Annotated in this window: 14 protein-coding genes; 8 read left to right on the forward strand and 6 right to left on the reverse strand. The window is 61.4% G+C overall.

Annotated features, from left to right (window positions below; all coding sequences use genetic code 11):
- Positions 1-11: 11 nt before the first annotated feature.
- Both DGA31_RS18070 and wecB read right to left on the reverse strand, forming a co-directional pair.
- A complete protein-coding gene (locus tag DGA31_RS18070; protein ID WP_109513477.1) occupies positions 12-2216 on the reverse strand; it encodes a cellulose biosynthesis cyclic di-GMP-binding regulatory protein BcsB in 2205 nt (734 codons plus the stop codon).
- 96 nt (positions 2217-2312) lie between these two features.
- Positions 2313-3554 (reverse strand): non-hydrolyzing UDP-N-acetylglucosamine 2-epimerase, encoded by a 1242-nt coding sequence (gene wecB, locus DGA31_RS18075; protein WP_421957982.1) that lies wholly within the window; start codon positions 3552-3554, stop codon positions 2313-2315.
- A gap of 923 nt (positions 3555-4477) precedes the next feature.
- Between wecB and DGA31_RS18080 the strand changes: the two genes are divergently transcribed.
- Together DGA31_RS18080 and DGA31_RS18085 are read left to right on the forward strand one after the other, a co-directional pair.
- Positions 4478-5506: a response regulator gene (locus tag DGA31_RS18080; RefSeq protein ID WP_109513478.1), complete on the forward strand. Its 1029-nt coding sequence runs from the start codon at positions 4478-4480 to the stop codon at positions 5504-5506.
- A 3-nt stretch (positions 5507-5509) separates the two neighbouring features.
- Positions 5510-6460, forward strand: coding sequence for a sensor domain-containing diguanylate cyclase (locus tag DGA31_RS18085; RefSeq protein WP_056835719.1), 951 nt, complete (start codon positions 5510-5512; stop codon positions 6458-6460).
- Between the two features lie 166 nt (positions 6461-6626).
- Here DGA31_RS18085 and DGA31_RS18090 read toward each other — a convergent pair whose 3' ends face one another.
- On the reverse strand, positions 6627-7655 hold the full coding sequence (locus tag DGA31_RS18090; protein WP_109513498.1) for a hypothetical protein: 1029 nt from the start codon (positions 7653-7655) through the stop codon (positions 6627-6629).
- Between the two features lie 283 nt (positions 7656-7938).
- Here DGA31_RS18090 and aroA point away from each other — a divergent pair, with 283 nt between their 5' ends.
- Positions 7939-9201 (forward strand): 3-phosphoshikimate 1-carboxyvinyltransferase, encoded by a 1263-nt coding sequence (gene aroA / locus DGA31_RS18095; protein WP_109513479.1) that lies wholly within the window; start codon positions 7939-7941, stop codon positions 9199-9201.
- A 180-nt stretch (positions 9202-9381) separates the two neighbouring features.
- Positions 9382-9717: a hypothetical protein gene (locus DGA31_RS18100; RefSeq protein ID WP_152035055.1), complete on the forward strand. Its 336-nt coding sequence runs from the start codon at positions 9382-9384 to the stop codon at positions 9715-9717.
- A 39-nt stretch (positions 9718-9756) separates the two neighbouring features.
- Here DGA31_RS18100 and DGA31_RS18105 read toward each other — a convergent pair whose 3' ends face one another.
- Positions 9757-10578: an NAD-dependent epimerase/dehydratase family protein gene (locus DGA31_RS18105; protein WP_109513481.1), complete on the reverse strand. Its 822-nt coding sequence runs from the start codon at positions 10576-10578 to the stop codon at positions 9757-9759.
- A 418-nt stretch (positions 10579-10996) separates the two neighbouring features.
- Here DGA31_RS18105 and DGA31_RS30300 point away from each other — a divergent pair, with 418 nt between their 5' ends.
- The gene (locus tag DGA31_RS30300; protein WP_109513482.1) at positions 10997-14179 is read left to right on the forward strand and encodes a glycogen debranching N-terminal domain-containing protein; all 3183 of its coding nucleotides are present in this window, start codon (positions 10997-10999) and stop codon (positions 14177-14179) included.
- Positions 14180-14195: 16 nt separating this feature from the next.
- On the opposite strand, the gene DGA31_RS18115 is transcribed toward DGA31_RS30300, so the two are convergent.
- Positions 14196-14981: a substrate-binding domain-containing protein gene (locus tag DGA31_RS18115; RefSeq protein ID WP_240043348.1), complete on the reverse strand. Its 786-nt coding sequence runs from the start codon at positions 14979-14981 to the stop codon at positions 14196-14198.
- A gap of 388 nt (positions 14982-15369) precedes the next feature.
- On the opposite strand from DGA31_RS18115, the gene DGA31_RS18120 reads away from it, so the two are divergent.
- The 3 genes from DGA31_RS18120 (at position 15370) to DGA31_RS18130 (ending at position 18469) form a co-directional block, all read left to right on the forward strand.
- Positions 15370-16005, forward strand: a complete 636-nt coding sequence (locus DGA31_RS18120) for a hypothetical protein (protein ID WP_109513484.1) — start codon at positions 15370-15372, stop codon at positions 16003-16005.
- Positions 16006-16457: 452 nt separating this feature from the next.
- Positions 16458-17480, forward strand: coding sequence for a type II toxin-antitoxin system RelE/ParE family toxin (locus DGA31_RS30305; RefSeq protein ID WP_241509614.1), 1023 nt, complete (start codon positions 16458-16460; stop codon positions 17478-17480).
- A 29-nt stretch (positions 17481-17509) separates the two neighbouring features.
- The gene (locus DGA31_RS18130) at positions 17510-18469 is read left to right on the forward strand and encodes an alpha/beta hydrolase (protein WP_241509616.1); all 960 of its coding nucleotides are present in this window, start codon (positions 17510-17512) and stop codon (positions 18467-18469) included.
- Positions 18470-18537: 68 nt separating this feature from the next.
- Here DGA31_RS18130 and DGA31_RS18135 read toward each other — a convergent pair whose 3' ends face one another.
- On the reverse strand, positions 18538-20448 hold the full coding sequence (locus DGA31_RS18135) for a HAMP domain-containing methyl-accepting chemotaxis protein (protein ID WP_109513485.1): 1911 nt from the start codon (positions 20446-20448) through the stop codon (positions 18538-18540).
- Positions 20449-20617 lie beyond the last annotated feature (169 nt).

The raw sequence follows: 20617 nt of genomic DNA on the forward strand, positions 1-20617 counted from the left end.
GACAGGCCTCGTTATTGACGATTACGGCGGGCACGACGGCCGGCCAGCAGCAACAGCGCAAACAGCAGCACGCCGGCCGGGATCAGCCACAACAGCGACGGTTGGCGCCAGGCGTCCAGACCACGTGGCTCGTCGGCGTCGATCAACTGGCTGCCACTGGGGTCGTGGGTGTCGAAGGTCGACAGCGCACCCTCGGCCCCGAGGATCGAGGCGTTACCGCGGGTCAGCAATAACGGTTCCTTGAACTGCGGGGCCTGGCTGCCCAGGGTGCGATACACCACGCCGTGCAGGCTGCCGCTCTTGATCACTTGCAACGCGGCCATGTTGTCCAGCTGCTGCAGGTCCAGCAGGCGCTGTTCCTTGTGGTTGATCAGCAGGCGGCCTTGCGCGTCGACCTGCAAGGCCTCGGCACTGTCCTTGACCGGCAGCTCGAAGGCCAGGAAGGATTTGTCCGGGCTCACGGCCGTCTTGTCGTCGGCCTGCACACTGAGCTGGGCGCGCAGCGGCGAGACCCCGGTGGCGTCGGCAATCTTGATCAGGGTCGGCAGGCTGCTGGCCGGGTGATCGAGCCAGGCTTGTGGCACCAGCACCTGGGTGTGTTGCGCAAAGCGCGCGGCCATGCCGGCAAAGTCGCTGCCCGGTGTGCTGTTCTCCAGCACGATATGGCTGGTCGGCAGCACGCTGACCGGGAACGCCTGGGGCGTTTCCAGGCAGCGGTTACTGACCGGCTGACGCTGGAACGACACCCGCAAGACGTTACGCGAGCCCAGGGCATAGGCCGGGATACGCGCCTCGATGCGTTGTTTCTGGCCATCGCTGACCAGTTGTGCGGCACCGATCAGGTAATCGTTGAGAAACACCGAGGCCACAGGGGCCGTGCTGGAGGCTCCGGGCGCGCTGGCCACGTCGACCACGGCCCGCACTGGCAGGCGGCCGTCGTAGGCAACGTTGCCCAACGGGAACGTGGCGCTCCAGTCGCTTTTGGCCAGCAAATCCAGGCTGCCGGGCGAGCCGCCCAGGCGCGACAGGGCCAGGCGACCGTCCTGGGTCAGCGGCAGTTGTGCTTCGGCAATGGTCAGTTGGTGGTTGCGCGCCAGTGTGTTCCACGCCGAGTTGAACAGGGTCATGGCCTTGATGGTGGCCGTGGGGGCGATCAACAGCATCGGCCGGGTGCCGAGCAGGGCCAGGCGCGCCTCGTCCTTGCCCAGCGAGCCCAGCCCTGTACGGATGTGGTGTTCGCGCCATTGGTCCAGCGCGGTGGCGGCCTGGGGGTCGAGCGCCTGGACTTCGGCCTGCAAGGCATCCAGCGCCGTGTCGATGCCCTTGAGCAACTGCGCGTCATCGATGGCCAGGTCGGCCTGGATGTCGGGGCTCTTGCCCAGCACCAGCAGTGCGCCGACTTCAGCGGCGCTCTTGAGGGTGTAGCGACCCTCGCCGTCGAGGCTGGCGAAGGCTGGCACGCCGCGCAGTGCTTCAGGCACACGACGGGCGCTCAATTGAACGGTGTCGCCCACGCCGGGCAGCGGCAGGATGCGCGCCTGTTTGCCGATACGCTCCAGCGCCACGCCGAGGCGCCAGACCGCGTCGTAGCTGGCACTGGACAAGGTGCCCGGGGCGATCAGTACGCCGGGTTGGCCGGGCAGGGCATTCCAGGCCGCACCGATGTCACGCAACTGGCTGGCATCGTAGCTGTAGGTCAGGCGTGTGTCGGGCTGGATGCGCAGCACGTTGCCGATGGCGCGCTCGTCTTCGCACAGTTCACGTTCCACCCGTGACGACCAGGCCACCCCCAGGCGCACCGAACCGCTGTCGCGCGGGGCCTTGTCGACGCCCAGGGTGGCACTGGCATCGCCCTGGGCTTCGTTCAGGCCCTGGGCGCGCACCGGGTAGCCGTCCAGCGACAACAGCAGGGTGTTACGGCCACCCTCGCCATTGAGGTAGCTGGCGTCGAATGTCAGCGAGGCATCGGTCAGTGGCACACCCGCCGGCACGGGCAGGTACAGCTCGCGCCGCGCGTCGCTGGCGCCCAGGACAATGGGGTCGTTGATGCCCAGGTCGTCCAGACGTATTTCGCGCTCCTGGCGCAGGTCGGCATTGAGTCGGGCAATGGCTTGGGCCAGCGGGCTTTCGGCTGCCAGGGTCTGGGTCGGCATGAGCGCGAGCAGGCTCGCACCCCAGGCAAGGGCGCTGAATGCACCCAGGTGGATGGACTTCATCGGACGTGGTCTCGAACGAGTAATAAACGAGTGAGCGTTGGCGGTCGAGCGGGCAGCATGGCCGCCCGCGTCAACGGTGTCGCAATACAGCGGTTGCTAGCTGGGCAGCGACTGGCTACAGGGCAGCCACAGGGCTGAGGAGCCTGCGCCGATGAGCGCATCGGCACGCTGCCAGTCGCGTTGTCCGGGCACAAAGTCATCGACCGGACGGCCCATCAGGACGTCGACGATGCGTGAGCAGGCCAGGCCGTCGCCGTACGGGTTGCTGGCCTGCGCCGCGCGCCGCCAGAGCAGCTCATCTTCATAGAGGGCGCTGACGCCGTGCACGATCGACTGTGCCGAGGTGCCGACCAGACGCACAGTACCGGCCGAGACCGCTTCGGGGCGTTCGGTGACCTCGCGCATCACCAGTACCGGCTTGCCCAGCGATGGCGCTTCTTCCTGCACGCCGCCAGAGTCGGTGAGGATGACGTGAGCACGCTGCATCAGGCGCACGAATGACAGGTAGTCGAGCGGTTCGATCAGGTGCACATGGGGCACATTGCCCAGGTGCTCGGTGACCGGGCCCTTGACGTTGGGGTTCAGGTGCACCGGGTAGACGATCTGGATGTCCGGGCGCTGTGCCAGGGTGCCCAGCGCCTTGCAGATGTCCAGGAAGCCTTCGCCGAAGTTCTCCCGGCGGTGGCCGGTGACCAGCAGCAGCTTGCGCCCCGGCAGCAGGAAGTCGAATTGCGCGTCTAGGCGGTCACGCAGGGCGCTGTCGCGCTCGATGCGCCGTGCGGTCTGCTGCAGGGCGTCGATCACGGTATTGCCGGTGACGAATGAACGGCCCTGCTGGCGCTCGCCCAGCAGGTTGCGGCGCGCCTCGGCCGTGGGCGCAAACAGCAGGTCGGCGGTCATGTCGATGCAGCGCCGGTTCATTTCTTCCGGCCACGGCTGGCGGATGTCGCCGGTGCGCAGGCCGGCTTCGATGTGGCCGACCGGAATGCGGCGGTGAAACGCAGCCATCGAGGCGACCATGGCGGTGGTGGTGTCGCCGTGCACCAGGATACGGTCGGGCCGGGCAATGTCGAGCATCGGATCGATGGCATCGAACAAGGCCGCACTCAGGGTATTGAGCGTCTGGTCGGGGCGCATGACGTCGAGGGTGTAGTCGACCTTGAGGTCGAACAGTTCCAGTACCTGTTTGAGCATGTGCTGGTGCTGGCCGGTGACGCAGACGCGTGACTGTATACCGGGCTCGGCGGCCAGCGCCTTGACCAGTGGGGCCATCTTGATGGCCTCTGGACGGGTACCGAAGATGGACAGAATCTTGATCGGCGTGTGGTTGCTAGCGATGATGGCCTCCTGCGCAATAACGCGCTTACAACAGCGGGACCGCCAAGGGTCCAAGCAGTGAGATGGGTTCTATCGTAGTACCGGGGTCAACAGAATCATCACGGGGACACATCATGTGAATAAACGGCACTGCCTTGTTTCCCGGAAGTGGAGCGATTATTAGCATTGCCTAAGGATTTTGCAAAACTTAAATGCCTGTTTTTTGGAAATAAAAGAGCGGAAACTTTTTTTGAAAGTTGAAGTCATGGCGATATTCAAACGAGGGTATAAACACTATTGAAAGGTGTGTTATCAATGCAAGAAATTGATTTTGAAGGTGTTTTTTATTTTATTGATTTTGGTTTTTCTTTTTTTGAGGGGGCTAAAGCGGTTTAAGGGGACGCCCTCAAGGCCGCTGAGCGAACGCGGGTAGACGCCTTAATGACGCCTGAATATTGGCATTCATGAGGCCGTGCAAGGCGCGCGTATTATTGACGTCGGAAAAGGTTCAATAAAGGTTAAAGGCGATAGAAGAGCGACCGCGATAAAACGATAAAGTTTCGACACCCTGGGTGAGGAACATCACATTCAGGCCGTGTGGTGTAAGAGACCAGCGTGCCCGCCACATCCATACAAGCGACCCGAACAATAGAAAGTTCAAGTTAGTTGGCCATTAGTTGGCCATTACTGATGGTTTTCGATAGTGTGCGTAGCACGCTCACCCTCGACGGTGCCCCGTCTCATGGGCCGACAGGCTGAGCACGTTAATTGCATCACCTTTTTCTGAAAGAAAAAAAGGGGAATATTCGACCCATCGGGCCCCTGCACAGCCCCTGTCCTACACTGACAAGCGGCGCTCAGGCTGGCATTGCAAATGCCGCCAGAAGCGTCCCCTGCAGTGTCCGGGTTGACCTGAAACCTTCTTTGTCGTGAGAAACCATGCAATGCCCACAATCGCGCTACTGATCTGCGATGACTCGAATATGGCGCGCAAGCAGTTGATCCGGGCGCTGCCGGCCGGTTGGGATGTCTCGGTCAGCCTGGCGGCCAATGGACTCGAAGCCCTCGAGGCCCTGCGCAAGGGCTTGGGCCAGGTGATGCTGCTGGACCTGACCATGCCGGTCATGGACGGCTACCAGGCCCTGGCGGCGATCCGGGATGAAGGGTTGGAGACCCAGGTGATCGTGGTTTCCGGCGATGTCCAGGAAGAAGCGGTGCGCCGGGTCATGGAGCTGGGCGCCCTGGCCTTTCTGAAAAAACCGGCCGACCCCGATGAACTGGCGTCCACCCTGATGCGCCTGGGTCTGCTTGGCGAGCCGCTGGCGGCTCAGGCGCCCAGCGTGCCGGCGGCGTCGGCAACGGCGCAGGCACCGCGTGCAGGCGAGGGCATCATCAGCTTTCAGGACGCCATGCGCGAGACGGTCAACGTCGCCATGGGGCGTGCGGCGGCCTTGCTGGCCAAGGTGCTGGGAGTCTTTGTGCAATTGCCGGTACCGAACGTCAACATGCTGGAGGTGGGCGAGTTGCACATGGCACTGGCCGACACCCAGCATGGCCAGCGCCTGACTGCGGTGTGCCAGGGCTACATTGGCGGCGGCATCGCCGGCGAAGCGTTATTGCTGCTGCACGATTCGGAAATTGCCGACATCGCCCGGCTGATGCACCGCGACTCACCCGACTACAGTGACATGGAAGTGCTCCTGGACCTGTCGACCATCCTCATCGGTGCCTGCCTGAGCGGGATCGGTGAGCAGATCGATGTGCCATTTTCCCTGGGGCATCCGCAGATACTGGCCCAGGAGGGCGGCAGCGATGAGCTGATCAACGTCCGCCAGCAACGCTGGAAACAGACCCTGGCCGTGGAGGTCAGCTACAGCGTGGAAGGGCACGACATTCATTTCGATTTGCTGATGTTGTTCACCGAGGACTCGGTCGAGCGACTCTCGCGCAAACTGGCCTACCTGATGAGCTGATGTATGAACGAGCAAATCGATATCAAAGAGCTTCACTGGCTGCTGGCCGTTACACAGAACATCGATGTAGGCATTGTGGTGCTCGACCGTGACTTCACTGTGCAGATCTGGAACACCTTCATGGAAAACCGCTCCGGGGTGGTGCCATTCGATGCCATTGGCCAGTCGTTCTTCCAGCTGTTCCCGGAAGTCAATCGTGCCTGGTTCAGCAAGAAGGTCGACAACGTCGTGACCCTGGGCACGCCGGCATTCACCATCTGGGAGCAGCGACCTTATCTGGTGCGCTTCAAGAACTACCAGCCGATTACCGGGCAGGAGGCGTTCATGTACCAGAACACCACCCTGTTTCCGCTGCGCAGCACCAATAACCAGATCAGTCATATCTGCCTGGTGATCTATGACGTGACCGATGTGGCCACCAATCGCCATCAATTGCTCAATGCCAACAACGAGCTGCAACGGTTGTCCAGCACCGACCGCCTGACCGGCCTGAACAACCGCGGCCATTGGGAAGAGTCCTTGCGCCAGGAATACGCCAGGCATAGACGCTACGGCACGCAAGTGGCGATGGTGATGATCGACATCGATCACTTCAAGCGGGTCAATGACACCTGGGGCCACCAGACCGGAGACAAGGTGATCCAGGTCGTGGCCGAAGCCATGCGCACTCACATACGCAGCGCAGACATTGCCGGGCGCTATGGCGGTGAAGAGTTCGCGGTGCTGTTGCCCGACACCGACAAGGCCGGTGCCCAGGTCTTTGCCGAACGGCTGCGCAAGGCTGTGGAAGAGCTGCATGTGGATCACGATGGCCAGCAGATCCGCTGCACCATCAGCCTGGGCGTGGCCGACCTCAGCCAGCCCTCGACCGACTACAAGACACTGATCGAGGCTGCCGACCAGGCGTTGTACCAATCCAAGAAGAATGGGCGCAACCAGGTGACGCTGGCTTGAGCAGACCCTGGGCTATCGTGCAGCCAACACCCGTCTATAGCGACCAACGGTCGCGAAAAGACCGGCATGGTTTTTGCGCCATTCGCGACCGTTGGTTGCTCCTACGGAATAGTGCGGATAAAGGCTACAGCGCGGCGCCAGGGCGGCGCCGGCTGTAAGGGATGGATCAGCGGGTGGTGACAACCTTGTCGGCAGGCTGGGTACGGCGACCCAGTACACCGGCACCGGCAGCCACCAGGCCCGAGATCACCAGGGTGATCAGCAGGATCCACGCGCCTTGCGAAACGCGCTTGGCAGCCACTTCAGCGGCTTCGCGGGCTTTCTGCTCGGCCTGGGCCTTCAGTTCCTGGTACTTGGCGTAGGCCTGGCGATAGCTGGCCTGGGCCTGATCGACGATCTGGTTGGCTTCGGCATCGGTCTTGTTGCCACGCGCCTTGATCAGGTTGACCAGCGCCTGACGGTCAGCAGCATCCCAGGCTTCGTTGCCCTTGGCCTTGATGCGATCCAGCAGCCCACCGATCTGCTCATCGGCCTGTTGTGGGTTGTTGGCACTGCGTTCGGCGGTGTTCTGCGCATCCTGAGCCGTGGACTGTGCTTGTTGTGCCACATTGTCCGGGTTCAGTTCGGCCTTGCCGGTCTGACGCATGGCCAGTTCGATTTCGTTCTGGATGTCATTGAGGTTGAAATCGATGCCCTGTTGCTTGAGCTGGTCCTGAATCTTGTCGCCCAGCGCCGGCGCCACCTGGGCGATACCGCTGCCGACGGCTGACAGGCCACTGCCGGCCAGGTTAAGGCCACCACGGACCACGCCGGTCACGGCGCTGGACACCAGGTACACGGTAATCAGCGAGACCGAGGCCCAGACCAGCAGACCGTGGAAAGCGCCTTCACGCTGCGCCAGGCGACCTGCTGCCCAGCCACCGACGAACAGCGAGATGACAGCGCTGACGACCACCCAGATACCGGCGCCGGTGCCCAGTCCGGAGACCGGGTTGGCTTCCTGCATCGGATCGATGGCGGCCGTACCAATGGCAGTCCCCAGCAAGTTCAACAACAGTGAAACGATCAAGGCCAGAACAACACCGGCCAGAATGGCACTCCATGAAATGCGTTTAAGTAAAGGCGCCACAGTATTGGCTGTGTAGTAATCCGGTGCGGCATAGCCTGCCGGTGGGTTTCGATCATCGCGAATCATGGTGGTCATCCTTCAGTCAATGGCAGGGGCACCGCATGGGGTGCACATAGCAATGACTCTTGCTGCGCGCAGGAAGTTTGAAAATTTTTACCAGAAAATTCGCAGTATTAAAGGGTGTTAAAAGTTCGATACATTTATAAAAATAACCTCGAAAAGGCTTCTCTGTTTATACGTTATATGGGATCCAACTTGATGGACCCATTGCTGTCGACAGGCAAGGTCCGTGAGGAGCGCCGGGCATGTTAGGATCGCGATTTTTCCGCCAATCTTCATCAGGGCCATCATGCGACCTCAATCCACACTCACCGTAGTGCCTGTCAATCGCCCGCTGACCGGTCGTGTCAGCCCGCCGGGCTCCAAATCCATCACCAACCGTGCCTTGCTGCTGGCCGGTCTGGCCAAAGGCACCAGCCGCCTGACCGGCGCGCTCAAGAGTGACGATACCCGGGTGATGTCCGAGGCCCTGCGGTTGATGGGTGTGCAGGTCGACGAGCCGGACGACAGCACCTTTGTGGTCACCAGCACCGGCCACTGGCAGGCGCCGGGCCAGCCGCTGATGCTGGGCAATGCCGGCACCGCCACCCGCTTTCTGACGGCGGCGCTGGCCAACTTCGAGGGCGACTTCGTGGTCGATGGCGACGAATACATGCGCAAGCGCCCCATCGGCCCGCTGGTCGATGCGCTGCAGCGCATGGGTGTGCAGGCCAGCGCACCGACCGGCTGCCCGCCGGTGGCAATCAAGGGCCGTGGCGGCCTGGCGGCCGGACGCATCGAGATCGATGGCAACCTGTCCAGCCAGTACGTCTCGGCGTTGCTGATGGCCGGCGCGTGCGGCCAGGGCCCATTAGAGGTGGCCCTGACCGGCAGCGAGATCGGCGCACGCGGCTATGTGGACCTGACCCTGGCGGCCATGCAGGCTTTCGGTGCCGAAGTCGAGGCCATCGGTGAGTCAGCCTGGCGAGTAGCGGCCACCGGCTACCGTGCCACCGATTTTCATATCGAGCCGGATGCGTCGGCAGCCACTTACCTGTGGGCGGCCCAGGCGCTGACCGCAGGCCGTATCGACCTGGGCGTGGCCACCGAGGCCTTTACCCAGCCCGACGCGCTGGCCAGCCAGATCATCGAGCGCTTCCCGGACATGCCGGCGGTGATCGACGGCTCGCAGATGCAGGACGCGATTCCGACGCTGGCGGTGCTGGCGGCCTTCAATAACCAGCCGGTACGCTTTGTGGGCATTGCCAACCTGCGGGTCAAGGAGTGCGACCGGATTCGCGCATTGTCTGACGGCCTTTGTGCCATCGACCCGAAACTGGCGGTGGAAGAGGGCGATGACCTGGTGGTCAACGCTGATCCACAGCTGGCCGGTCGTACCGTGGATGCGCTGATCGACACCCATTCCGACCACCGCATCGCCATGTGCTTTGCCCTGGCGGGCCTGAAAGTGGCCGGCATCCGCATTCTTGATCCGTTGTGCGTCGGCAAGACCTACCCGGGCTACTGGACGGCGCTGGAGTCGCTGGGCGTGCAGTTGCAGCGTCAGGGTTGAGGGCTTGAGGGCGCTGCAGAAGTACCTGACATTCGCCTGTTGCGCAGGTACAGGCACCGATGGTCCTTGCCTGCGCCAGGCCAGAGCCTGGCGAACTATGCTTGATCAGGCAGGGTAGCCATCGCTGCCCACCCGCAGGGACAGCGGGTGTCATTCGCAACGGCCAGGGAAGGCTTGATCATGAACCGTTTCATCAAACAACTTGTTATAGGTACCTGTCCTTTTTTGCTCTTTGGACAGGCGACTCAGGCCATGGCCGATCAATGCCCTGAAGTGTCCGACTTTACCCAGAAAGGCCAGGGAACGACCATGGCGTTTCAGGCGGTCTTGCTGTACCTCGAAGGCCAGATCATTTTTTGCGAATACACAAAAGGCTCCTACAAGTCCCTGCTGCAGATCCAGAGCACGACGCCTGTGGTGGCAGAGGGTGAATACTGGGGCGAGCAGGATGATCCTTTGCCCCTGTGCAGTGAAAGCGTGGAAAAATGCACGTTCACGCTGCACTCGAACGAGTGAAAGCCTGCCTGGCGTTGACGTGCACCCATCCGGCCTTTGTCAATGATCCCCGAATGGCCCGCTGGCAGCAAATGCACCGCCCTGATAGCGCCGGGCCGGGTCATCGGCCGCTGGCAGTGGCTGGCGCTCGACCTGGGCCCGAAAGGCTTCGGAGCTGTCCTGCGGCTGGTAGTCCAGATGTGCGGCCAGGCAATTGTCCCACCACACCGTCTGGTTGGCCGACACACCGTAAACCACGGTGTGCCCGACATCGGGCGCGTACAAGGCCCGCTCGACCAGGCGGGTCAGGTCGTCGTAGCTGAGCCAGGTGTCGAGCATGCGATGGTTCAACGGCTCGGCAAACGAAGAACCAATGCGCAAGCTGACGGTTTCGATGCCGTAGCGATCAAAGTAGAAACTGGCCATGTCTTCGCCGTATGACTTGGACAGGCCGTAATAACTGTCGGGACGGCGCGGCGACTGCGCGTCGATTACCTGGTCCTGCCCATAGAAGCCGATCACATGATTGGAGCTGGCGAAGATCACCCGCTTGACGCCGTGCCGGCGCGCGGCTTCATAGATGTGGAAGATGCCACTGATATTGGCGCCCAGGATTTCCTCGAACGGCCGCTCGACCGAGACACCGCCGAAATGCAGGATCACGTCGACCCCCTCGACCAGGGCGTGCACCGCCTGCTTGTCGGCCAGGTCGCAGCGCTGGATTTCTTCATGGGCACCGCGGGCCGGTGCCATTTCACTGATGTCGGACAGGCGTAGAACCTGGGCGTGGGGCTGCAATGAATCACGCAGGACCTTGCCCAGGCCGCCAGCGGCCCCGGTGAGCAACAGGCGATTGAAAGGCGTAAGAGAAGAAGAGGGCATGGGCTAGACCTTGTTGTATGTCGTCGTATGACTTTTCCGGATTATCCGGAGCTTCATGCGCTATTGTCAATGCGCCCGGGTGTGAGAAAACCTCGTGCCTCGAAAGTCCGCCCGCCGCGCCAAGGCGCAGCGCTGTCGTACAGCAAACCCCCGCGCTCCTGCAACGGGTGAGTTCATATCCGATAAAGCCAGTTGTTTTATGTTTATTGAGAGGATGGCCACCGCTCGCAAAATGCCAATTTCTTCATGTCGTCATACAACGTGCCCGGGTCAGGATCAGTTCGTCAGGCCGGTGTGACATTCAGGGCATGGCGTTGAACTGCCTCGGCCGGTGGCCTCTCTATGCTCAATGACACTCCTGAAATAATGCTCTGGTCGTTCATCGCGCGTAGGAGGGAACCGTCAAGGAGACCACCTGATGAGAATCGCCCAGATCGCGCCCCTGGCCGAAAGCTGCCCGCCGCAGTTGTACGGGGGCACCGAACGCATTGTGTCGTACCTGACCGAAGAGCTGGTTCGCCTGGGGCATGAGGTGACGCTGTTTGCCAGCGGCGACTCGCAGACCCGGGCGCGCCTGGTGGCAGGCGTGCCTCGGGCCTTGCGCCTGGGCCCAAGGCCCGAATTTCCCGACACCTTCCCCTTGCTGATGCTGGATCGGGTGATCAGGCAGGCGGAACAGTTCGACGTGCTGCATTTTCATGGTGGTCACGCCCATCTACCCATGAGTGCCGCCTTGGGAGCACGAGCCGTCACGACCCTGCACGGGCCGTTGCAGCATCCGGAACTGCTGGCCTTTCATGCCGGCTTTCCCGAAGCACCGCTGGTGTCGATTTCGATGGCACAGCGGCGCCATCTGCAGCGTGGTGTGCACTGGGTCGCCAATATTGCGCATGGGTTGCCGCACGATCTGCTGCCTTTCACTGCCCGGCCCTCAGGCGACTACCTGGCTTTTCTGGGGCGTATTTCCAGGGAGAAACGACCGGATCGCGCCATCGAGATTGCCTTGGCGTGCGGTCTGCCGCTACGTATTGCGGCCAAGGTCGACCCGGCCGATGAGGCTTACTGGCGTCAGCAGATCCAGCCGCTGATCGAGGCCAACCCCTCGATCGAGTTCATCGGTGAAATCGACGAGCATCAGAAGGCCGCGTTTCTTGGCAATGCCAGGGCCTTGCTGTTTCCCATCGACTGGCCAGAGCCGTTCGGGCTGGTGATGATCGAGGCCATGGCCTGTGGTACGCCGGTGATTGCCTTCAATCAGGGATCGGTACCGGAGGTCATCACGCCTGGGCAATCGGGCTTTATCGTCGAGAGCGTCGAGCAGGCGGTGGCGGCCATCGGCACGCTCGCCTGCCTTGAGCGTCGCAGGGTGCGCGCAGCATTCGAGCAGCGATTCACAGTGGAACGCATGGCCGCGCAGTACCTGGCGCTGTATCGACAGCAGGGCGGGCAGGCCGACCGCTCACCGGCACCCAGCGGCAGCTCGTTGCAGGAATTGCGTCCGCGCACCCTCAAGCATAACGACACCTTTGGGGTCTTTGATCCTCATGGCGATGTGCAGGCGACTGCCGACAGCCCTCAAGGCCTGTTTCACCGTGACACACGGCACTTGTCGCACTGGCGCCTGACCCTTAACGGAGTGCGTCCGTTATTGCTCAGCTCGACCCTGCGTGACGACAATGCCATGCTGACGTGCGACCTGAGCAACCCGGGCCTTGAGGACACCCAGGATGCAGAGGGTATGCCCCACGGGCTGATCCATCTGCGTCGCTCGCGATTTCTCTGGCAGCGTTCATGTTTCGAGCGGATCACGTTGCGCAATTTCGACCAGCAGCCCTGGCAGGTACAGCTGCAGATTCGCTTTGGCGCCGACTTCAAAGACCTGTTCGAGGTCCGTGGCACATCGCGTCGTCAGACCGGCCAGCCGCACCCGGCGGCGCTGGAGGCACAGCAGGCACAGCTTTCCTACACCGGGCTGGACGGACGGTTGCGCACCACGACGGTACGTTTTGATCCACCGCCACAGCAACTCGACGGCGAACAGGCGGTGTTCGAGCTGACCCTGGCACCCGGTGAACGTCGCTCATTGTTCGTGGCCATCGACTGTGATGCAGGCGCTTATCCTGTGCCGGTGCGGCATGCCTTTTTCAGTTCGGTGCGCGATGCCCGGCGCGAGCTGCGCACGTTTTCGTCGCGGGCAGCGGCGATCCAGACCTCACATGAGGTGTTCAACGAGGTGGTACGGCGCAGTATTTCCGACTTGTACATGCTGATGACCAAGACTGAGCACGGGCTTTATCCTTATGCCGGCATTCCCTGGTACAGCACGGTCTTTGGCCGTGATGCGCTGATTACCGCGCTGGAAATGCTCTGGGTCGACCCCGGTATTGCCCGCGGTGTATTGGGCCATCTGGCGGCGCAGCAGGCCCGGGAGCTGTGCGCTGACAGCGATGCCGAGCCTGGCAAGATCGTGCATGAAGTCCGGCACGGAGAGATGGCCGTGCTGGGTGAGGTGCCGTTTCGCTGTTATTACGGCAGCATGGATGCCACGCCCTTGTTTGTGATGCTGGCCGGTGCCTATCTTTCGCGCACCAGTGATGTCGCCACGCTGCAGCACCTGTGGCCGTCGATCGAAGCGGCGCTGGTCTGGATCGATCACTACGGCGACCGTGATGGCGACGGCTTTTTCGAGTACCACCGGCGTGCTGACAGCGGCTTGCTCAACCAGGGCTGGAAAGACAGCCACGATGCGGTCTTTCATGCCGATGGCCGGCTGGCCAAAGGGCCGATCGCCCTGGTCGAGGTCCAGGCCTATGTCTATGGCGCCTGGGAAGCCGCGCGCAGCATCGCCCGGCGCCTGGGGCACACCGAGCGGGCCGCGCAACTTAAGGGCAAGGCGGTGCGTCTGCGTCGCCAGTTCGATGAGCAGTTCTTCGATGAAGCGTTGGGCACTTATGTGCTGGCCCTGGATGGCGACAAGCAGCCCTGCCGGGTACGCACCTCCAATGCCGGGCATGCGTTGTTCACTGGCATTGCCTACACCGAACGCGCCCGCCATGTGGTGGCCACGCTGATGGGGCGTTCATCGTTCAGTGGCTGGGGGGTGCGCACGCTGGCTTCGGCGCAGGCGCGCTACAACCCGATGAGCTATCACAACGGTTCGGTCTGGCCCCACGACAATGCGCTGATTGCCGCCGGGTTTTCCCGTTATGGCTTTCGTCGTGAAGCGGCGCATCTGTGCGAAGGGCTGTTCGCGGCCGCGACCTACCTCGACCTGCGCCGCCTGCCGGAACTGTTCTGCGGCTTTGCCCGCCAGCGTACCCAGGGACCGACATTCTACCCGGTGGCGTGCTCGCCCCAGGCCTGGGCGGCGGCGGCGCCGTTGTCGATGCTGCAGTCATGCCTGGGGCTGCAGTTTGACCCGCAAGGACTGCGCGTGATCTTCGACGAGCCGGTGCTGCCGGCCTTTCTCGATCAGGTTCTGTTGCGCCGCCTGCCGGTCGGCCAGGGTTCGGTCGACCTGGCCTTGCGGCGCTCGGGCAGCAGCGTGCTGAGCGAGGTATTGCAACGCCAGGGTGATGTGCGGGTACTGGTCACCAGTTGAACGGGGCAACAGCCTGTCATTTCATGGGTTCCAGCCCGTTGTCACGCATTGTGCCGGCCGCTTCGCTCGAGGCCAGGTAATCGAGCAGCGCCTGGGCGTCCTGCGGGTGATTGCTGCGACTGGCCACGGCGCCGCAGTACAAGGTCATCTGCTGTGCCTGATCGGGGATCAGCCCCACAATCTGGATACCGTTCGCCTGCTTGAGCTCGCTGAGCTGCTGAAAACCCACCTGCGCCTCGCCACGCGCCAGGACATCGCCTACCGGCTCAGTGCTGATCATCCGGCTCTTGTCTTGTACACGATCGGCAATGTGCATCCGGTTGAACATCACCCGCGATACATAAAGACCGCTGGAGCTGTCCGAATAGGCGATGGACGAAGCGTCCAGCAGGGTCTGGCGGAAGTTCTCCATGGTGCTGATATCCGGCTTGGGCGCCCCGGCCGGCACGGCCAAGGCAATAAAGGCCTTGCCCAGTTCGACGCGGCTGTCGGCATCGGCATGCCCGTCCTTGATCAGCCGTTCCAGGGCCGGACGGCTCAACAGCACAACATCGGCCGGCTCCTGGCGAGCCATGCGATTGGCTATCGCATAGGGTGCATTGCCTGTCGAGGGCGCCAGTTGCGCCACCAGGCGTACGCCAGTGCGCTTCTCATAGTCGGTGCTTAGTGCCTGGAAAGCGCCCATGGTGGCGCTGGAGGCCAGAACGATCAGTTGTAGAGGCTTGGCAGTGGCTGCATACGCAAAAGACAGCGGCAGAAAAGACAGAACACCGCCGAGCAGCCAGGGAAGTAGATTTTTCAATGGAAGATTGACCTTGCTGTCACTTGAATCGGCAAGTATGTGGCAAAAACGCGCAGGCGTCGGGCAACCGAGGGCAATTGGCGGCAGATTTCGGGCCCGGTACGGGTCCATCCATCGCTTGATCGGGCCGGGTCGCCTGTTGACTGCCACACTGATTGACGTCTGTATCCCGAACCTGGAAACCGTGTAGATCGGGCGCCATGCGTCAAGGTTCCTGTCGACGGCGGTGGTCACCCTGAAGTGTCCTGCACGATCAAATCCGTTGCACGCTTACTTGTTACAGGCGTGAACAGGCCCGTCGGGTTCAGTTGCCCTTGAACAGCGATACGGATTATTCAACCGGCGGTATCAGCCGCTTTATTCACTTTACAGACAGTCGGTTGCCTGTATGAACACTGAGTCTGAAATCGATATTTCAGGCCTGAGGTGTTACGACAAGAGTGTCGATGATGTCACCTATAGCGTTCCGCGCGGCATTACCCGGGAAACCCGAGGCCGTGTGTGGATCGTTCGTGTCCTGAAAAACAAGAAAGTGCAAGTGTCCGCCCGCTTTACCGATCGGCGCTTCGGGGGCACGCGGCGTGCACTCGATGCCGCCATTCTTCATCTGCTTCATAGTGGCCATGCCTGGCGTCGCGACGATGTGCTGCAATTGAATGAACGTACGGCGGTTCATTGGCGCAAGCGCAGTGGCGTCGGATTATGTGCCGTGGCGTATGTCACGCATCGGGGACCCGGGCGGGGCGAGACCTTTTTTCTTTCCACCTACCGGCGCGTGGCCAGTGGCCGGGGCATGGAGAAGTTTCGCGGCAAGCTGGTGAGTGTGCTGGAACGGGCCTGGGAAATAGACAACGAGGCCAGGGACACGCCTTATCCGGTGCAGAAAAGCATTCGCCAGGCAGTCGATCGCTTGCTCGACAGTGACGTATTTACGCGTTTCAAGCAGGCCGGACAACGTAAGGTTGACCAGATTGCCGTGGCCCAGTATGTGGAATCCCTGAACCGCTACAAGGGACGCTGGTGATGCTCTAAAAGGCCGCGTTTAATATTAAAATGAGGGGGATATTCAAGCCCATCCAACTTGTTACAGGGGTGTAGAAGAGTGTCGTTAACCCATGGATATCACGGCGCCTGCTGATTATTTCCGACCCCTGTACAATCCGATAGGCGGTTGAAACAGACCGTTGGCTTGATCAGCCCTGATCGATGATGAATAATCGCTGGGCTGGCGCGCTGGATAATGTCAGCCGATTCAGCCTGTTGTCCCGATGGGCTTACACTAAAACAGGGAACTCCAACTTAAGGCGTTTGTCATTTTTTTAGTTGCCTGATCCATGATGACGAACTGTGCAGATATGGCCATTTAATATTGCTTTGCCATATCTACAGATCCTGCAGTGAACCGGTTCGCAAAACGACGGTGCCGCGCAAGGTTTTTTACTGCCAGGCCCGGATAATGACAGCAGGATATTTTTCATGGCTTCTGACGTTTCACAGATTCCGGACAGCGTTCAGGGCGAACGCCTGGACCACCGGATCAGGCGGACACCGCACAGCGCAATCGAGGCAGGCATCATGCTGAAAATGACACGCAAGGCCAGCCTGGATCTGGACGAGATTTTCCAGCATTACAAGGAACTGGTCGGTGCCGAACAGGCCGAGGCCATTGTCGATGACGTAATGGCCGAGAGTCAGGCGCTGGAACGCTGCAGCGCGCTGGACACGACCCATCCCCAGAACATGCCGGCCGTACGCGAACTGGCGCTCAAGCGCTGGCCGTTCCTGACCACCTACCATGTCACACCCGGATCTATACAGATCCTGAGTTTCCTGCATCGAAACGGCCAGCCCATCAACCAGCCACTGGAGCCCAGCACCGACGTCTGGGTGCGCTCCTCGGTCGATGTCTCTGGCCTGCGTTGTTATCAGAAAACCATCGATGGGCTGACCTACAACGTGCCCCGTGGCATCAGCCGCGAGGTCCGCAGCGCGGTCTGGGTCGTGCGTATCGTGCGCGACAAGCGTGTCATATTGCAGTCGCGATTTGCCGATGCCACATTCGGCAGCACGCTGGGTGCGCTGGAAGCGGCGAGCATTCACCTCAAGCACAGTGGTCATGCGTGCCTTGAGCAAGACATCCTGCAACTTGACGAGCATGCCGCTGTGCATTGGCGCAAGCGCAGTGGGGTGGGCCTGTGTGCGGTGTCCTATGTCACCAGCAACGGACCGGGCCGTGGTGAGACGTTCTTTATCTCGACCTGGAAACGGGTTGAAAGCGGTCGGGGCCTGGACAAGTTCCGCGCCAAGCTGGTGGAAACACTGGCGTGCTCCCATGCCTTGCAACACGACCTGGCCCAAGTGCCGGAGCCGGTGCTCAAACACCTGGAAATCCAGGTTAAAAAGCTGATGGCCAGCGCGTCTTTCGAGGCGTTTGTAGAGGCTGGCAAGCGCAAGGCCGAGCGTATTGCGGTCGGCGAATATGTCGACAGCCTCAGGTAGTTCAAGAGAGCACCCAAGGAGGCCGGCCATTGGAGAATGACGCATGCCTGTGTTCAGAGCAGGATATCGCGCAGGCAAGGCAGTTCAATAAGAAGCTTGCCTGGCTGCCGCGTTTTCGCATCAGAAATCGCCTCACACCCATGGCCATTCAGGCCCTGCTGCGCATGAGCCAGTTGGGGCGCAGCCGTGGTCTGCACAGGCATGGCCTGCACGCCGAACGCAGAATCGTGACAGTGGACGGAACGACGGTGCCGGTCAGGATCATCAGGCCCGCTGGCAAGGCCAGGGGGATCGTGCTCGATTTCCATGGTGGCGGTTGGGTGATCGGCAACGCGCAGATGAATGACGACCTCAACGCCGGCCTGGTCAAGGCCTGCGACGTGGCGGTCATTTCAGTGGATTACCGGCTTGCCGTGTCGACACCGATCGAAGGTCTGCTCCAGGACTGCCTGTGTGCTGCCCGCTGGCTGCTGGGGGACGCTCCGGAATTTGCCGGTTTACCCGTCATTGTTGTCGGCGAGTCAGCCGGTGGCCATCTGGCGGTGGCCACGTTACTGGCGTTGAAAGCGTGGCCTGACCTGCTGCGTCGGGTCAGTGCTACGGTGCTGTACTACGGGGTGTTCGACCTCAGCGGCACACCCAGTGTGCGCACCGCCGGCCCGGAGACACTGTTGCTGGACGGCCCGGGCATGGTCGAGGCGTTTCAGATGCTTACCCCTGGACTGAGCGATGCACAACGTCGACAGGCTCCGGTCTCACCGCTGTATGGCGACTTCACCGATTTCCCGCCTGCGCTGATGTTTGTTGGCGAGCTGGATCCGCTTAGCGATGACACCTTCGGCCTGGCCGAACGCTGGGCCCGGTCGGCAGAGGTTGAAATGCACAGGTTGCCGGCCGCACCGCATGGGTTCATTCATTTCCCCACGACGATGGCGAACAAGGTGCTGGCGTACACCCGTCAATGGGTGACGAAGCGGATCGGGGATTGAGTGGAGGAATCTTCAAGAGAGATTCTGTCGTGAGAGGTGCCGCCCGGCGCCTCCCACATCAAATGGACTCAAACCTTGAAGCGGCTGACCATCATCTGCAACTGACCACCCAGACGCGCCAGTTCGACGCTTGAAGCCGCCGTTTCTTCGCTGGCCGCAGCGGTCTGTTCAGACACGTCACGCACGTTGACAATGCTGCGGCTGATTTCCTCGGCCACCGCGCTCTGCTGTTCGGCGGCAGCGGCGATCTGCTGGTTCATGGCCTGAATGTTGGAGACTGTCTGGGTGATGCTGCCCAGCGAATCACCGGCCTTGCGGCTCAACTCCACGCTGCTGTTGGTCAGCTCACGGCTGCCAAGCATGATGCTCGACACTTGGCGGGTGCCGCTCTGCAGGCCGGCGACCAGGCCTTCGATTTCTTCGGTTGACTGTTGGGTGCGCTGGGCCAGCCCACGCACCTCATCAGCGACCACGGCAAAGCCACGCCCGGCTTCGCCGGCACGTGCCGCCTCAATGGCGGCGTTGAGGGCCAGCAGGTTGGTCTGCTGGGCCACGGACTTGATGACGTCCATGACCTTGCCGATCTTGTCGCTTTCCTGTTCCAGCTCGGTCATGGCATCGGCGGAACGCTTGACCTCGGTGGCCAGGCGTTCGATCTGGGCAATCGCCTCGCCCACCACCCGGTCGCCATCGCGCGCTTCACGGTCGGCGGCCGAAGCGGCTTGCGAGGCCTGTTCGGCATTGCGGGCCACTTCCTGGACGGTGGCCGACATTTCATGCATGGCCGTGGCCACCTGGTCGGTTTCGGTTTTCTGGCTGTTGACGCCGGCGCTGGTCTGCTCGGTGACGGCCGAGAGTTCTTCGGCGGCGCTGGCAATCTGGGTCACGCTGTCACGAATGCCGGTGATCAGCTCGCGCAAGGTGCTGCCCATGCGCTGGATGCCTTGTTGCAGCACACCCAGTTCGTCGCGGCGCGTCACTTCCAGGGTGCGGGTCAGGTCGCCCGAGGCAATACGCTCGACCACTTCCAGTGTCTGCTGCAGCGGGCGGGTGATCTGGCGGGTAATCAACACGGCCGCCACGATACCGAGGATCAGGGCCAGCAAGGTGCAGATGACCTGCCATTGACGGGCCTGGGCGCTTTCTATGTCACGACGGTCCAGTTGAAGCTGGTTGAGGTCTTCGTTGATCTTGACGATGTCCTGGCCCTGAGTGGTCATTTCCTTGCGTGCCTGAACGATCTGCGCATCACCTGCCTTGAAACCTTGCAGGGCCGCACGGTAACCCAGCAGCGCGTTTTCCAGCTGCTTGACGCGTGCAGCCTGGCTGCCAGCGAAGACGCTGTTCATGCGCTCCAGCCCGTTGAGGGTCGTCTCCAGCTGGCCGAAGGCTTTTTGCTCGCCCTCAGGATTGGGAGCTGCCGCGTAGCCACGCACTTCGTAACGCACCTTGAGCAGGTCCAGGCGGGTCTGGACCATGACCTGGTATTGCTCCAGTTGTTCGGCATCACCCTGGACTTCAGCCAGGGTCTGGTCGACCAGCTCAGCAGCCTTTTGTGCCTGGATGGCCATGTCGGCCCGCGCCTGATTGCTGGTCTTGTAGCCGGTACGCATGTCGTTGAACGACTGCTGATAAGCGCTGCTGACCTGGCTCAACTGATTGAGCATCTTGAGGTTGTCGGCGCTTTTAAAGGTCTTGAGCAGGTAGTCGATCTGGCCCTTGAAGCCATCGAAGGACGCCTGCACGGTGTCGGCCACCTTTTCGTCACCGTTGGCCACCATGTACTGCAGGCGGGCAACACGCAATTTGGTCAACTGGACATTGAGCGTGCCGATGTCGCTCATCCAGTTGCTGCGGTCAATGAGCTTGCCCAGACCGGTCCAGCTGACAAGGGCTAAAATGGCAGTAAAAACAAGCACCAGACCAAAGCCCAGCGCCAGTTTCATATTGACGCTGATATTGGAAAACCAGCTGTTCATTCGACGTTCTCCTGGAATGTCTATTCTAATGATTCGGGCCGCTGGGATTGTTTTTGTGAGGCCATCGCAAGGTATAACGCACTACGCTATCGGCGGCAGAACGTCTGGCTGTAAGGAAAAATGAGTAATTTTTTGAAAAAAGCCTGTTCTTCTTTCACCAGCCTTTCAT

Origin of the sequence: Pseudomonas ovata (genome assembly GCF_003131185.1) — a bacterium.
Classification (GTDB): domain Bacteria; phylum Pseudomonadota; class Gammaproteobacteria; order Pseudomonadales; family Pseudomonadaceae; genus Aquipseudomonas; species Aquipseudomonas ovata.